At 43.8% G+C, this 15,384-nt stretch carries 11 protein-coding genes; 6 read left to right on the top strand and 5 right to left on the bottom strand.

Translation table 11 applies throughout. The annotated features are described in order from the left end of the window. The first annotated feature begins 151 nt into the window (after nucleotides 1-151). The 3 genes from QUA07_RS16355 (at nucleotide 152) to QUA07_RS16365 (ending at nucleotide 7,493) form a co-directional block, all read left to right on the top strand. Nucleotides 152-1,573, top strand: a complete 1,422-nt coding sequence (locus QUA07_RS16355) for a hypothetical protein (RefSeq protein ID WP_333326824.1) — start codon at nucleotides 152-154, stop codon at nucleotides 1,571-1,573. Between the two features lie 8 nt (nucleotides 1,574-1,581). Continuing rightward, nucleotides 1,582-4,281 carry a hypothetical protein gene (locus tag QUA07_RS16360; RefSeq protein ID WP_333326826.1) on the top strand — a complete coding sequence of 900 codons (2,700 nt, stop codon included), beginning with the start codon at nucleotides 1,582-1,584 and terminating at the stop codon, nucleotides 4,279-4,281. Between the two features lie 491 nt (nucleotides 4,282-4,772). After that, entirely contained in the window at nucleotides 4,773-7,493 is a 2,721-nt protein-coding gene (locus QUA07_RS16365; RefSeq protein ID WP_333326828.1) for a glycosyl hydrolase family 18 protein, read from the top strand. Between the two features lie 280 nt (nucleotides 7,494-7,773). On the opposite strand, the gene QUA07_RS16370 is transcribed toward QUA07_RS16365, so the two are convergent. Further along, a complete protein-coding gene (locus QUA07_RS16370; RefSeq protein WP_333326831.1) occupies nucleotides 7,774-8,862 on the bottom strand; it encodes a pentapeptide repeat-containing protein in 1,089 nt (362 codons plus the stop codon). Between the two features lie 581 nt (nucleotides 8,863-9,443). Here QUA07_RS16370 and QUA07_RS16375 point away from each other — a divergent pair. Beyond that, nucleotides 9,444-9,704 carry a hypothetical protein gene (locus QUA07_RS16375; protein WP_333326833.1) on the top strand — a complete coding sequence of 87 codons (261 nt, stop codon included), beginning with the start codon at nucleotides 9,444-9,446 and terminating at the stop codon, nucleotides 9,702-9,704. Nucleotides 9,705-10,042: 338 nt separating this feature from the next. Here QUA07_RS16375 and QUA07_RS16380 read toward each other — a convergent pair whose 3' ends face one another. The 3 genes from QUA07_RS16380 to QUA07_RS16390 form a co-directional block, all read right to left on the bottom strand. Beyond that, nucleotides 10,043-10,678, bottom strand: a complete 636-nt coding sequence (locus QUA07_RS16380; RefSeq protein WP_333326835.1) for a hypothetical protein — start codon at nucleotides 10,676-10,678, stop codon at nucleotides 10,043-10,045. A 324-nt stretch (nucleotides 10,679-11,002) separates the two neighbouring features. After that, the gene (locus QUA07_RS16385) at nucleotides 11,003-11,653 is read right to left on the bottom strand and encodes a hypothetical protein (protein ID WP_333326836.1); all 651 of its coding nucleotides are present in this window, start codon (nucleotides 11,651-11,653) and stop codon (nucleotides 11,003-11,005) included. A gap of 268 nt (nucleotides 11,654-11,921) precedes the next feature. Continuing rightward, nucleotides 11,922-12,500: an HAD family hydrolase gene (locus QUA07_RS16390; protein ID WP_333326839.1), complete on the bottom strand. Its 579-nt coding sequence runs from the start codon at nucleotides 12,498-12,500 to the stop codon at nucleotides 11,922-11,924. 178 nt (nucleotides 12,501-12,678) lie between these two features. On the opposite strand from QUA07_RS16390, the gene QUA07_RS16395 reads away from it, so the two are divergent. Further along, nucleotides 12,679-13,197, top strand: coding sequence for a hypothetical protein (locus QUA07_RS16395; RefSeq protein WP_333326841.1), 519 nt, complete (start codon nucleotides 12,679-12,681; stop codon nucleotides 13,195-13,197). Here the strand turns inward: QUA07_RS16395 and QUA07_RS16400 are convergent. Further along, nucleotides 13,168-13,977, bottom strand: a complete 810-nt coding sequence (locus QUA07_RS16400) for a hypothetical protein (protein WP_333326842.1) — start codon at nucleotides 13,975-13,977, stop codon at nucleotides 13,168-13,170. The genes QUA07_RS16395 and QUA07_RS16400 overlap by 30 nt on opposite strands. Nucleotides 13,978-14,468: 491 nt before the next feature. Between QUA07_RS16400 and QUA07_RS16405 the strand changes: the two genes are divergently transcribed. Next, nucleotides 14,469-15,089, top strand: a complete 621-nt coding sequence (locus QUA07_RS16405) for a tyrosine-type recombinase/integrase (RefSeq protein WP_333326844.1) — start codon at nucleotides 14,469-14,471, stop codon at nucleotides 15,087-15,089. Nucleotides 15,090-15,384: the final 295 nt, after the last annotated feature.

A 15,384-nucleotide genomic window follows, 5' to 3' on the forward strand; every position in this document is an offset into this window, starting at 1 on the left:
GCATTGATGTGAATTTGCTTGGTAGTAACATTCATTAATAGTTATGCAAGATTTACAAGGACTGATTCATAGTCCAATATGAGAACGTATTGAAGTAGTAAATGAATGAAATATTCGTTAAATTAGGAAAAGGAGCTTTCCACTTAAAATCATGGGACAATTCGATTACCTACGCGACCAGATTAGTAACAATATCTGGATCGATAAAGAAATCTTACAAATATCCGAAGCAGTTACAACAGCACTAAACGAGGGTCAAGAATGGTACTTTAGTCTGCCTCACCTCCAATTTATTATGGCAAACCCAGTGATGGGAGGGATTAAGGATTTACTGACCGCTTCCCAAGATTTAGGAGGGACGGTTGTTGATTGCAATCTCGTGTTTCTAGAAACGGTTTACGGCATCAACAAAGCTTTTAATAGCAAAGTTCACAAAGACCTAGCGGGTAAAGCTCAAGTTGAGTTAGCCAAACTTGCCGCTAACAACACCGAAAAAGCGATTTACGAAGCCTCGGTTATGGCGCACAACGAATCACTCAACTTGCCCGAACTCTCGGTAAAAGTAGCCGCCATCGAAGCAGAAATCACCGCCATTCAACAGCAAGGAGCAACAGCAACTGAGCAAATAGAGCAGTGGAAGAACGACGCTATCACCAAGCTAGAAGAGCTGAAAAATGAACTCTTAGCCTTAATTGAAAGACTCCAAGGCAATCCCAGAAGCAACGCCCGCGCCAGACTCAGAAAAGTAGAAGCCGGGATAGCAGCTATGCAAACTGGGAATATCCCGCCAATTATCGCCATGAATCCTTATGAAATTAGCTCACAGTTCGACCTTTCCATACATTCCACCTTTCGGAAAGCGCCCGTTGTTCTTAATGCCATAGTTCCTATTGCTGTTGGAGGTGCAGCAACAGTAGCAGGAGCTGCAACTATCCTCACTGGAATTGCAAGTTGGTTGTTGAGCAGTTTCTTTCTCAAAGCGGTGAACATCCCAGCTACACTGCTACCAGCGCTCACGAATACGGTAGTGTCGATTGTCCTGAAAGTAATGGGTAGCGCTGGTGCTAATGCAACGAGATATTTAGCCGCTTCCGCCCTGAAGGCAGGGCAATCCTTACTACCCAAACTCTTTGGAGCAACCGGGATGCAAGCGAGTGGCTGGGCTTACCTAATGGCTTGGGCAACACCGATAATCGGAGCAGCCGTGATCATTATTCAAGCCATGCGGAATAAGCTTTTATTGGCGGATATGCTGTATACTTTTGCCGAACTGAGGGATGTACCCGGCAAGTTTAATTTAACCCAGGCGCACATGATTGACACCAATCGAGTTGAAATCCTAGAAGAGTTTAAAACTTGCGCTAAAGACCTAATCTCTGAAGCTCGATTGCCGATTGAACGCATTATCGGAGTCGGTTTAGATCGCCAAAAAGAATATGCGGTTTGTTACATTTTGACCAACCCCGACTCTCCTGTTCAAGTGTCAGGAAACGAAGCAATTGCAGCAGCACTTGGAGCCGATAAGATTGCGAGAATAGCATCAGGACAATTTGGCTTTTTTGATTGGGAATAATTACTGAGATGGCTACCGATTATAAATTAACTTATTCTTGGATTGACGAAAGCGTAGCGATGGTTTCCACAATTGCTGTTTGGTCGGTGTGGGATTGCGTCGCCCAAAGCTGGTCAACCAAACCTAAAGTAACTCTCCGAAATACCCTGCTTTCAGGCTTGCACCAAGATGCGGGTAAGGAAAGATTCTGTATCGGAGAAATCCCGGAAACTGCAAAAGACCCATTTTTGTTAAATCCATTCGTTGCGGATAAAGAGCGCTACACCCTAGATTTAGCAAGCAACTCCCGCAATCGCGGTCGATTCACCTTTAACTTAGCGCCCGTGGGTTCGAGCTACTACGGAACTAAAGGAACAGACCAATGGAAGCGAATTATTTATGGTAGCATCCTGCATACCGGATGCAAACATTTAGTAGCTCAAAAGTTCAATTATGTGGTGGTTGATGATGAACTAAAAGATGCTCAGGGCAATCCGCAAGATGACCCGACCAATCAACGGCATTGGAAAACCGGGGACAGCCACGGTAAAGCTTCTCGCTATTTTATGGAATTGCTGGGAGCGGGAACAGTGGAAACCGAGATTGAACCTAATCCAGAAATTCCGCTCCAATTTAGGATAGCCTCATTCAAACAATGGGTAGCCAAAGGTACCATCGCCTACAATCCCGAACTCGACGATTCAGGTTTGGATTTGGTAATTCCCCTATCATCCTTGAAGGGTAACAAACCAGCCCTAGGAAATTATACGGATAAACTGCTGTGCGGGTTGGTATTTGAGGCAGAGCAGCGCACCGCAAAAGCTGGGTGGATGCTATTTCAGTGGTTTGATTACGAAACGCTAGAACAAGACAGAATCATCAGCCGTTTAATTAATAAATGCGAGCGTTTAGTCGGCGCTCTCAACTCAATTCAAAACTTAGCCGAGTTGTTGAGAATCGACCAAAATGAAGCAGAGCAGGAAATACAGCAGGGCAATGAAGGGCTGCAATCAGAGGCGGAATATGTCAACACGGCGATGCAAATCATCAAATACGACGTGCGCGGAAAACTGCTGCTTCACCCCTATATTATCGCCAAGGTTAAAGAGCGTCTGAGAGTAATTTGGTTGAATTTAGCGAAAGCTGCAGGAGTTAGGTTCTGGTCGCTGATGGCACAGCCCGATGAATATTTTGCGAAGTACGAAATTACCGACGCTAGCGGAAATACAATTTTTAGCAGAAAAGTGTTTTGCGCCCCCGGCATGGCAACGGGTGAGTACATCGTGTTCTGCAACCCCATGCGCCACTGGGGTGATTGCCAATTGTGGGAAAACGTACACGAGGGTACTTACGCCCAGGGTGGTGGATTGATGGCCGCTTCTCGGAAGTTACTGCTCAATCTGGGACGGGACACAGACGGAGATTTTATTCAACTGATTCGCTCGACTGAATATCCGAATCTCCGCAATGCGATCGCCAATTTCTCCCAACCACCGCAGGTAAAGAAACTCCCCAAGGTTCCCCTTGCAGGCAACCTCCAACAAGTAGCGATCGACAGCATGAACGACAGCACGGGCATTGTCGCATCGTTGATGGGACGAGCTAGGGGTGCAGGAGTTGAAGGGATAGTGCTGATGATTCCCCCCGGCGGGAGACAAACAGAACCCGAAGAAATGGCAATTATCGATTTCCTTTCCCAGCAGCTCCAAATCGCTGTTGATTCACTCAAATCGGCGTATCCCAACAACGATGCAGGACTCAAAGCAGTGGGAGATTATTTAAACGGCCTCGGTGATGCAGCTCAAATTCCGTGGCTCTCTGATTTTAAAAAGGATGATTGCTATTTGAGCCGACCTTGCAGCGTAGCACCCGATGCGATTGATACAGTGTCTCGGCTCGTTCGGTTGGTAAACAGCTATTGGCAACCAGCCCAGCTAGAAACTAATTTAAACCTTACCTCCTTTGCGAATTCGCTTTTTTCCGCAGTATCGGTATCCGAGGCTCAACAAAATTACGCATTCCAGCAAAGAAACGGGTATGCTTCGGAAATGAGCGCTGCCATCGCCTGGAAAGAAGAAAACGAGGGCGACACTACTAGAATCCGCGAAGTGGCCTTTAAGTATCAAGCTTTAAGAGATGCAGCCATCGAACAAGTCACTCAAACAGACGGCACTCCCTACACCGTTAAATCTTGGGCAGCAGCTTACTGGCGGGCCAGCCATACGGTCAAAGAAGATTCGAGAAGTTCTGGCTCCTTAGTATTCAACCTATTCCCCGATGAAATTATGGCCGAACTTAAAGAAAACCCAGACCCGCCCAGTTTCTTCGAGGTCTACAACGTCCACAAACAACAGCCCAACCATTGGTCGAAGGCTAAGTGGAAAGGACGCACGGTTCAAATTAGAGTCGTGCTGCGGGATTGGGCAGCTCCCCGCACCGGCAAGATTGTCCCCACGCTAGCCGTAGATTTGATGTACCCCCAAAGCGCTGAATTAGTCGGGTTCTATCCGCTGGGATTTATTGCAGAAGCAGACCGCTCTAAAGTTGCGATTGGTGAAACTCGAACTATGAAGATTTGGACGAAAGGAGACGGCGAAACCGGCATCCCCACCACTAAAGTTTGGCTGTTCGATGAAAGCATGACCGAGGAACAAATTCAGGATGTCCTCATGTTCGGTCGCGCGGCATCGAGTTTGTGGGAACCGGAAGACTTCGGTCTTTCACCTTAATTGTACATTTCCCAAGTTTAGGAATAATATCCGCTAAAAGTGGGGGCAAGAAAGATAGGCTTCTGGAGCAAAAAACCGTTACTTAATTGGAACTTGTCTCGCGTGCGGGGGAAGTTTCGTTTAAACGTAAAGTTTGATAACTAACTATTTGGTCAGTCCAGAGTTTAAACAGGTACATACCCTAGGAAAAACCCCTTTCTTCTACCCAGCGTTTATCTCTAGTAAGCAAATAATGAAACTTTAGGTTTGCTCCAACTCAGTATCAGTCACACCTGTACTTTTGGCTAGCTAAACAACTAATGAATGGGTTAGTCCCATTATTGGATTTGTCCTTCTATAGTGGTTGTACTATCCGATATTAACTTTGCCGACGGGTTTTTGAAGATCCCAATCCATCAAGGATGACGGTTCTTCCGTACCTGTTATGCTAAATTGCTTCAAGCTATAACCTTTTTTGATCGCAAATATAACTAATCATTGAGGATAACCGTATGGCTGTTCAAAATTCACTTCTATTATTGGTTAACAAATCTATGCAAACCACTTTAAAAACATTGCAGCAGTTTGCAAGAGATGAGTTTATTTTCAGAAACAGTATTAGTATAGCTTTTGGCGAAGAGATTGATGAAAGGGAGTTGCAGTTAACTTTTAGTAATGGAAATTTCACCAATTTACCTTCTGTTAAAATCTGTAGCACTACTGAAATAAATGGGGCATCTGGAGCATATTCTGCGGATACAGGTAAGATTTATTTGGCACAAGAATTTATTGAGGCAAATATTGATAATCCTCAAGCAGTTGTTAATGTGCTGCTGGAAGAAATAGGCCATTATATAGACGCCAAAATTAATTTAACAGATGCAGCAGGAGATGAAGGAGATATTTTTGCCCGGTTAGTGCAAGGAAAGAGTTTAAGCCAGCAAGAGTTAGAGGTTTTACGAGCTGAGGATGATACTGCAACTGTGATGTTGGATGGTCAGATGATTGGAATTGAACAGAATAGCGTCATACCAAAAGGAGTTAGATATAATGAATATGCTTTTTTAACAACCCATAATTCCCATGTTACTCTCCCAGATGGTTGGCTCTCAGCTAACCAGCGCCAGACAATTACTCAGCAACTTGCAGATGGTGTAAGAGGCTTAATGTTGGATACATATTACAAGGAACCAGGCTCTGGAGACGTGTTTAAGGTGATTCCCGAACCTGGAGTATATTTATTGCATGGAGTAGATAAACTTGGCTGGATAGCTGGCGCGACTTATCCTTCGCGTCCAACAAAACGACTTCATCAAACCTTAAATGAAATTGTAGATTTTCTCAATCAAAATCCCTCAGAAATAGTGACTATTTTTTTAGAGGATTACACTACTAAAGAGAATTTAGAGCAAGAACTAGAAAAAGTTCCTAATATAAATAATTTATTATTTGATCCTGACTATGATGATCCTAATACAATATTAATTAATGAGAATATAGAAAGTGCAAAACAATGGCCTTTAATCTCCGAAATGGTTAAGGAGAATAAGCGATTACTTATTTTTAGTGGCAGGGAAGATAATGGGACGCTTTCTGGAGTAGCTTACGACAGAAAGTACATTATACAGAATGTATATGAAAATGATGGACTTCAATCAAGATGGGACAATGGTACTTATAAATATAAATCTTATCCTAAACTATATGTCTTCAATCACTTTGGAATACAAGCACCCTCTGTGCTTCCTGATATGGTTTCATCGGAGATAGATAATGATTTTAACAAAATCAAAAAGAGAATAGAAGACGGATTAGATTCCGGGAATAATCAAAAACCTAATCAGCTTCCCAATTTTGTCACTGTTGACTTTTATGATACCTTTGGATATGAAACCAAGCAAGTTGTTGACTACTTAAATAATACTTATGATTTTAGAACAAAGAAGAAACTCCACTCTCACTTAGTAAGTAGTAGTGATGCTCCTGACCGGGATTATGTTATAGGTGGTTATTTTCCTGAGTGGGGAATATATGGTCGTGATTTCCAGGTCGAGGATATTCCTGCTGATAAGCTCACCCATCTTTTTTACAGTTTTGCCCAAATCGATCAAAATGGAGAAGTGGCAATCTTTGATACTTGGGCAGCAACCCAAACTCCTTTCCTCAATGAAGCAACAGGTGAAGCAAAATATACTTATGAACAATCACAGGCAAACGAAGCCGGAAATTTTGCTGAATTACAAAAACTCAAAGCCGCAAATCCTCATCTACATCTCATGCTTTCAATCGGAGGATGGTCTCTTAGTGGCCCATTTTCTACAGTAGCCTCTACAGAGGTATCACGAGAAAAATTTGCTCAGTCGGCGGTTGAATTCATGGTTGAATATGGATTTGACGGTCTTGATATTGACTGGGAATACCCTGGTGAAGGAGGAGCTTCTTTAGCTGAAGTGGAAACTCTTGCCCCTAATCGTCTTAATAAAGAAGTTAACGATAGCTCTGATGACAAGCACAATTACACTCTATTGCTAGCGGAGTTGGACGAACAAATAAAAATACAAGAAGTTACTGATGGGAGAGACTATCAACTCAGCATTGCTTCTCCCGCCGGTTTGGAGAATATTGAAAATATAGAATTGCAAGAAGTCTCGAAATATATCGACTTTTTCAATCTCATGGCTTATGATTTTCATGGCTCGACTTGGGAACCAAATACTACGAACCATCAAGCCGCTTTATTTGCTAATCCCAATGCTCCTTCAGCAGCAGAAATCGTTGATACATTGAATATTCATTCTGCCGTTGAGGCTTATTTACAAGCCGGAGTAGATCCTCAAGATATCATTCTAGGTGCACCTCTTTATGGACGTGCTTGGTCTGGGGTTTCTAATAGTAGTAGCAATGGAGGACTTTTTCAATCCGCTACAGGTGCAGCAACAGGAACTTGGGAAAATGGAGTATTAGACTACGATGATCTTTACAATCGGTTAGAAACTCAACCAGAAAACTATACTAGGTATTGGGACGATGAGGCTAAAGTTCCTTATATTTATAGTCCCATCGTTGAAGGAGGATTCTTTAGCACCTATGAAGATAGTCAATCAATAGAGCTCAAAACTAATTATATCAAAAACATGGGTTTAGGGGGAATGTTCTTCTGGGATGTTTCTAGCGATCTTCCCAGTAGTCATAATGAGTCCTTAATCAATCATGCTCACGAATACTTAACTTGACATTGAGCCTAAATTTTACTGTGTGGTAGTGCTAATGGTGCTCCTATACAGATATCGTCTCATTTCTTATTCCTCTATATTACTCTGATGTCACTCTTATGTCACTTTTGCGCCAAAGTATAAGAGAACAAAATCTCTCAAACCCGAGCTGGATATATGGTTAGGCCTCGTCAAGCTCACTTGATCAATGAGAGTGAACTTTTATTTGTTTCTTTCGCTTAGTGGCAGAAGAGGGGTATCTAGACCGCCCGGTAAGAATTCCCGATTGCCTTTCTTGGCGTCAAATTTTACAAGCTTTAAGCTGTGCCATCCATTCCCCAAATCCCACACGGCGAAAGCGAGTAGGCTCGATCTTAGTAGGTTCCAGGACTTGCCAAGAGTGCCAGGGAAAATGACCGATTGGAAGAACACTGCTATTGGAAGCGGACTGTTTAGTGGTTAAATCCTTAAATTTGAGCCAGGTTCCGTTTTGCTTCCATCCCACAACTTCTCCAAACTTCGTGTAATCTCGATTCACTTGAGGACTTTCCCAAATTTGGCGCTGGATACCGAACCCAAAACGTGAGCCGCTTGCTTGTCGCCAAAGTTGATCTAGAGTTTTGAGATGTTTACAGGGCATCGAGCGGATTTGTTCGGGTGTAATCTCGTCTACAGTTTGTTTAAGTGCCAAGGCATCCGTTGAAATCACCGCCTCTTTAAATAGATCGCTGATTGCCGAATCCATCCATCGCCAATCCCCAGCTTGTGCTGCTTTCTTCAAATCGTATGAAGGCCAAAAGCAACCCTGCTTAGAAATTGCGCCATTTGTCATGGTGGCGTTGCAAAGCCGTGTATCGCGAAAACTCGTAATACCCGTATCGGTCAAATCCGCTCGATCGAGATAAGCCGGATCATGTTTGAGTTCGCTGAAGTCAGCGCCTACCAGTTTTGCCCCAATCATAATCGCTCCCTGCAAATTGGCCTCTCTAAAACGCGCACCATTCAGGCTAGCGTTGCTTAAGTCTGCCTCTTGGAGGATGGCATTAGAGAAATTGGCTCTGGTAGCCTGAGTATAGGAGAGCAAAGCATTGGTTAAATTTGCTCCGCGCAAGTCGGTGTCAATCAGGCGGGTAGCGGCACCAGAGAAGTCTGTCCCTTGGAGGTTTGCCCGTCGTAGGTTCGCCTCTGATAAATCTGCCTCTCGGAAAACTTGCCGAGAAAAATCGGCACCGGCTAAGTTTTTACCGCTCCATTGCACGGCCCTCAATTCAAGAATCTTCTCATACCTACGCAGACGGTGCCAGTGGGAAAATTTGGCTAGGGCAAAGATAGCGATCGCACTTCCTCCCAATCCTCCCAAGATCCACCAAACACTCTTTTTGTGCCACATCCTGAATTACCCGCACTAAGAATTTTGCCAGCTTATTCTAAGCCAAAATTGAGAAAATTCTGTCGATCGGCTTTCAAATTTGCCGTTGGCTTGCATTATAAGTACCTTCGTGCAAATACCTGAGCAATATCAAATGCCAGCTTGTAAATTCATCTAGCCCATTTAGAAACATTCTTGGAATATCTGCCTCCGGTGCATTGGGTAGCCCCGTATTTAAAACTGTATTTCTCAGCGCTTCTAATTATTGTTTTTGGTGCTGGCGCATTGCGATGCCAAGGGCGGGGGAAGCTCCCACTCCCCGCGTTCCTCAGCACAAAAAGCCAGGTTTTACTGCAATCATGGCGTTGCTTAATCAGGGTATGAAAAAAATAACTTGAAAATCCCGAAGTTTTGTGGATACTGGTTTCTCTGACTTGCATATTGAGCCCTTCATACCCTAAATCAGCAACGCCCTTTACCTTTCGCTTCAAATCAATTCTACAGTTTCACGCTTGCATCGCCCACTACCTCGGTCTATACCTGTGCTGACATAACGCATCTCAAGAGCTAATCTCAAAGTTAGTTCTTTACCGCAATTGCTCATGGGTAGCCAATCTACAGCCAAAACTATCTTTCTGGTCGCCTCTATGGTGGGCTGGCTTATCGTTGGTGCATCTTTGATGTATCTTTTTCCGGTCGTCGCAGATTGGTTAATATCCTCCGATCTCACCCATCTATGGATGCAGACCCTCAGCCTTAGCGGTTACAATCCTATGCTGGCTTGGGTAGGAGGAGGCATCACTCTGGTTATTACCGTGTCGGGGTATATCATCTGGCATCAGAGGTTTGAAGGCAAGATTTAGAGCGATCGAGTTCTGAGTTCTTTGAAGTGTGCGAGGCTTTTGCGGTGAGGCGTAAAAAAAGCCTCCCAAGACGACTATCAGAATTTTAGATATTTATAAGTGCTGGTTTGATATACAGTGCTTACTTTTTGGAAAACAGCGAGTGCTATATTTCTGAAAGTTTGGGCTGCTGTAAAGCAAGATAGTATTAATGAATCTGAATTGACAACACTTAGTAAATTCTCAGTGATTTAGTCTTTAAGTTTCTGCTAGATTGCCTTTAGCTCTTAATAAGAGCATGGATAGTAGAGATTGAAAACTTAACTTTTATTTACAATATGCTTTCTATTTTATCTACTTTACGTCAAGTCTCTTCTCATTTGCTTCATAGCTTGATTCAAGCCCTCGCTGTGAATCCAGCCTACGAAACCACCGTAAATCATTTTGCCATCGGGATCGGCTAAAAAAATGTGGTCAACGCCGAGGGGGTTTTTCCAAGCCCTAACCGCTGTTCCATCCCTAAGTCTGATAATCGGATTGGAGCTGTTAAAATCCCTGTGGTGTGCTGGTGTCATTCCTGGGACAGCTTCTAAAATGGCGCGAGCCTGCCTCGTAATATCTGAAATGTTTGCAGCGCTGGCTGCTGAACAGCCACATCCATCTATCACAGTTTGCTTGAGCCTTTCTTTGATATCGCCATCAAACAGGGATAATTGCTCAATCTCCTCTAAAAGTTTTCCGTGTGGCTCAGATAAACGCCTTTGGCAATAAATGGCTGTTAGCAAGTCCTCTAACCCTACTTTTGTTAAGGCATCTGCAATCAATCCCGTCAAACCTAGTACGGCGATGCCTCCGAGCATTCCTGCTGGGCCACCTAGAAATGCTAGAGCTGCTGTGATTGCAGCCGCTCCTGTCAAACCTGTCGCAGCCATCGTTACTACCAGGATGATACCTGGTAAACCCAAAGCAGCTACTTTCTTGACGACTTCATCCATTTTACCAACCTTCGCTGTTGCTTTCTTTCCTCTACCAACCAGTTGCCAGCACGAAAAACCTGTTAGCGCAACAAGTTATTTATTATATCCTGACCTTGCCCTAGCAGTTTCGAGTCGTAGATGGGGGAAATAAGATTATCCTGATGGAGCTGTAGCGGTTCCAAGTCATAGATAAGAAATTTGAGTTTCCGCGCCTAGATTTTTAGTGGTACACCCGCCCTGTCACGGCAGAAATTGTAGAATTAGATGCTGAGTATTGGCACGGGTTTTGACAATAGACGGGGTTGCAGGCTTAACAAACCCTCAATCTGCATCTGAAAATTCTCACGGGTTGGGTTGAACGCAGCGATCGCCCCCATCGGGAAATTTCTCGTTCAAACTCAGATTGAAATAATACTGACACCAAAATTCTGCTATCTCCAACAACCTGGGTACAGATTCAGCCACGATACCCGAACCCGACTGCAATCCATAGCCTTCTACATATTCTCTAGCTAGTTTGTAAGCCCAATAGGGAAAATCTGTCTCTACAAAACACCGTAGTGCATACTCTAGCTTGAGTAAATCTCCGCTGCGGACAAAACGCACCGTTGCCCATCTAAAATTACGGTAGTCATCCCCTTGCACCCCATCAATGTCTCTCAATAAGTTTCTGAGAGATTGCCTGCTTTCGTAACTAGGACTTTCTAAGTAACTTTGCATCAGTGTGATTGCTTCCTCCACTAACTGTTGTTGCTGTTCCCATTCTTCATCCGTGAAATGTTCGGGACAATTCGCCCGCTCCATCTGTTGCTGCACCAGTCGAGCAATGTAGAGCGCAAACTTTTCGGCAGCAACTTCATCAGTGCACAGACTTTTGATACTCGTCAACCTGGTTATTGGTATAGCAAGTCGAGCTTTTTCAACTTCCTTAGTAGCTTGAATCCACTTTTTGATTTTATTGGCAGTAGCACGTTGTTGGTTGTTTTGTTTCATGCTTAATGATACGGTGTACCAGTTTTATCGTCTATCTCAAGATTATACAAAAAGCTATCACTATACATGGCTATTGGGGGGAGCGAAGTGCATTAGCTAAGCTAACGAAGAGGAGCGCTCTCAACACGGCCTCGCCACCACTCTACTTTTAAGTGTGTATAAGTAGGTGGTCATAATTCAAGTAAAATATAGACAAATCTAGAAAATGAGGATGAATCTATGCCGACCTATAGGTACAGCAGTGCTACTAACCCGCTCGTACCCCGATTCACAATGAATTACTTTTACTATTGATAATGTGTGAGGCGCTGTAGAGGTCGGGAACAATGTAGTGAGGGAGGCGCTCTGCGCTTTGCAGCAGCGAAGAGCTATCGCGATTAAACTCCTCTAATGTTTCATTGCCGCCGTCAATCAAAATTGTTCGGCATCCTGCCCGATAACCCGCTTCAGCATCGTTCAGGGTGTTGCCAATGAACCAAGACGCGGCTAAATCAATACCCAGCTCGTGAGCTGCTTTCTGAACCATTCCTGGCTTCGGCTTGCGGCAATCACAATCTGCTGATTTATCATGAGGGCAGTAGTAAAACCCATCTAAAATAATGTTACTCTCTCTAAACAGGGTATCAAGTTCGTGTAGGTACAAAATTAGCTCTTGTTCAGAGAAATAACCTCGTGCTATACCCGATTGATTGGTGATGACCAACAACTTGTACCCAAGTTCCGACAATAGGCGTAATGCCGCAACTGCATTACTGACTAGGACAATCTTCTTCGGGTCAACGTTGCAGGGGACATCGACCACTAAGGTTCCGTCTTTGTCTAAAAAGACTGCTTTTTTTAATGCCATGATACTGATTTATTTGATACAAGCGCTTCAAAATTACGCAATTTCGCGTATTGTAACGGATTTGTGATATAAACCTGCCAACCCCTCACCCACCTCATTAAGAAATCCCCGCCTGCCGATGCAGCAATGCAGTAAGTATGCAAGACTTTGGAGCGTCGGGTCGAGTATACACGCCTGCATGAAGATAGAACGGCACGGGCAGGCCAAGATATTCACGCAACAAGAAATCGAGCTGCTGTTCAACAAAGGTTTGCAAACCGATCGCGATCGCACCTTGTTTGGCGTGTGCCTCTACACCGCCTGCCGCATCGCCGAAGCGTGTTCACTGTCCGTTGCAGATATTGGCGTTGCTGATTTACGGTATGAAAGACTAAATATGCAAATCATAGAAACCAGTATCCACAAAGCTTCTGGATTTTCAACTTATTTTTTTCATACCCTGATTAAGCAACGCCCGCCCAGATATTTATACGCGCCTTGGGGAAAGTCCGCCCCGAAATCAACGGACGCAAGGGCAACACCAAGGGCAAACTCCAAACCCGCACCATTCCCGCAATCGAAGACTTGCGAAGCCTCCTGGCAGCTTGGAAACCGAACGCCCGCAAGACATATTAATGCTGCGGTAAATGAGTTCACCCCTAAGTTAAACTTAAACAAGTTATTTACATCATTTCCTAAATGGGTTGTAGCGACGTAAGATAAACAAATAAGGATAAACAATTACAGAGCCTATCAATAAATAAATCTGGAACGCTTTAAAGGCTATAAATTCTAATGCTGATTCTTTTTCTCTTTGTATTTTAACTGGCTGGGAACTGCTCAATGCGTTTTCTAAATTAATTATTGTGTTTGGACTGGAATCGTTCGCAGAGAGGGTATATTGGATTTCTTCAATCAGGGAGTTTATATTACCAGGATCTGCCTGAATAAAAGCATCAACACCACTTGCGGAGAATCTCTCCCGGTCACTTGCCATGAATTGACCGCCCCATTTTAAAATAATGGGAATTTGTGCGGTTTTTGGGTTAGATTTTAACAGCCGGATATTTTCCGTCCAATTCACTTCTCTATATTTACCCCCATAACCACTATTAACTATAATTATATCCACTTGTTTATTAGTTGCGAGTTGCATTACGGTTTCTACGTCAAACCCATAATATACAACAAAAGTGGATTTAAACCTAAATGTTTTCGCTACCACACTAAAATTAAACCAATTATCTTCAACTATTAAAACTTTTGTTGAGGTTTTAAGTTGTTCAGGTTCATCAATCTCTGCGATAGCACAACGGTTTATAGGATGAAAATTAAAAATAGCAATTATTTTTAGATTCTCATTCTGAAAACCCAGTAAATCATACCAGGCTAGTGCAGGAAATGAACAATAAACTAAATTCCAGTGACAGGAGTTGTTATCTGGCTCACAGACCAGTAATTTGACATAACAAAGCCATAAAGAAAATTCAGTATTCATTTTTTTATACTTAATCCGCTACTTGTATTTATAAACAACTTGGTGCTTTTAACAATACCTATTTAACTTTTACTGGGTTCTCAATTTGGCAACGGGTTAGGTTACGCAGGTTTAGCTTGTCCAGGAATAACCTTACCTTTGCCCAAAATATTTAGATGTCGAGTTCTCAATTAATGCGCTCGCTTTTGATTGAAGCCAAGTATGTAACTGTTTGATCGACTAAAACATCTCATCCAATAAATCGGTAACGTCTCCTTGGTCGCGACCCCGGTTATTATCGTAAATCATCAGCGTGTTGAGGTTCCTGTGCCTGCTGAGTTTCTGAACCTTCCGCACATTCCCATCTGTTGCGTCCAGTGCCGCCGTGATAGCTGTCTGTATTCTACGCCCCCCATCCCGACATGGAACCGCGTTAAGAAATCCCTCAGACAGGTGCAGTAATGCAACAAATATGCCAGACTTTCAAGCGTCAGGTCGGGTATACACCAAGCATGAAGATAGAACGGCACGGACAAGCAAAAATCCTTACGCAGGAGGAAATCGAACTGCTGTTCAACAAAGGTTTGCAGAGCGATCGCGATCGCACCCTCTTCGGAGTTTGTCTCTACACCGCGTGCCGGATTGCCGAAGCTTGTTCCTTGGAAGTCATCGATATTTACACTGCCAGAGGTACAGTCCGACCTACAATCAACTTCCGCAAGCGCAACACCAAAGGTCAACTCCAAACCAGAACGATTCCGGTGATTGAAGATTTGCGATCGCTTCTGACATCTTGGAAACCTAACGCTGGCCAGACTTATTTATTCCCCGGTCGCCACCCGAACCACCACTGGAAGCATTTGCACCCCAACTCAGCGGATCGGATTTTGAGAGAAGCGTTCGATCGCGCCGGCATCGAGGGAGCCTCCACCCACAGTTTTAGGAGGACGGCCCTCACCCAGATGAGCAACGCCGGGATTCCGCTGCGGATTATTCAAGAAATCAGCGGCCACAACAACCTCGAACAGTTGCAGCACTACTTAGAAGTGCTGCCCGACCAAGTAAGGGGAGCCGTCTCTGCACTCTCTACCCTTTTCTACGTTAAGAAAAGTGAACATCATGTAAAGCAGTAAGGCTTAACGAACTTTGTAAGACCTGTCTTGCTCGGTTGGACAAAACACAAGCTGTTCTAAACCGAGACGACTCACAAGTTTAGCAGAATACTTAGTTAGGTGGTCTACTGAATGTATCCAATTAATTTCCCCAGTGAGTAGGGGCTACTTGTTTTATCTTTAGGCAAGTAGATGCTGACGTTTGTACAGTAACTGTTTCGTTTACTAACTCCTCTAAATAATGTTTCTAACACTTTTTGTCCGTGTTGGGCGGTTCCCTCGTAAGTGTGCCGATTACAAGGCTACCTGAACTCAG

It is taken from the genome of Microcoleus sp. T3_A4, from assembly GCF_036700465.1.
Classification (GTDB): Bacteria; Cyanobacteriota; Cyanobacteriia; order Cyanobacteriales; family Microcoleaceae; genus Microcoleus.

What these genes read in the sequence shown, in the direction of transcription:
- QUA07_RS16390 (WP_333326839.1), bottom strand. Translation starts at nt 12,500, where the DNA reads ATGGCATTAAAAAAAGCAGTCTTTTTAGACAAAGACGGAACCTTAGTG.
- QUA07_RS16405 (WP_333326844.1), top strand. Translation starts at nt 14,469, where the DNA reads ATGAAGATAGAACGGCACGGACAAGCAAAAATCCTTACGCAGGAGGAA.
- QUA07_RS16355 (WP_333326824.1), top strand. Translation starts at nt 152, where the DNA reads ATGGGACAATTCGATTACCTACGCGACCAGATTAGTAACAATATCTGG.
- QUA07_RS16365 (WP_333326828.1), top strand. Translation starts at nt 4,773, where the DNA reads ATGGCTGTTCAAAATTCACTTCTATTATTGGTTAACAAATCTATGCAA.
- QUA07_RS16400 (WP_333326842.1), bottom strand. Translation starts at nt 13,977, where the DNA reads ATGAATACTGAATTTTCTTTATGGCTTTGTTATGTCAAATTACTGGTC.
- QUA07_RS16370 (WP_333326831.1), bottom strand. Translation starts at nt 8,862, where the DNA reads ATGTGGCACAAAAAGAGTGTTTGGTGGATCTTGGGAGGATTGGGAGGA.
- QUA07_RS16380 (WP_333326835.1), bottom strand. Translation starts at nt 10,678, where the DNA reads ATGGATGAAGTCGTCAAGAAAGTAGCTGCTTTGGGTTTACCAGGTATC.
- QUA07_RS16395 (WP_333326841.1), top strand. Translation starts at nt 12,679, where the DNA reads ATGAAGATAGAACGGCACGGGCAGGCCAAGATATTCACGCAACAAGAA.
- QUA07_RS16360 (WP_333326826.1), top strand. Translation starts at nt 1,582, where the DNA reads ATGGCTACCGATTATAAATTAACTTATTCTTGGATTGACGAAAGCGTA.
- QUA07_RS16385 (WP_333326836.1), bottom strand. Translation starts at nt 11,653, where the DNA reads ATGAAACAAAACAACCAACAACGTGCTACTGCCAATAAAATCAAAAAG.
- QUA07_RS16375 (WP_333326833.1), top strand. Translation starts at nt 9,444, where the DNA reads ATGGGTAGCCAATCTACAGCCAAAACTATCTTTCTGGTCGCCTCTATG.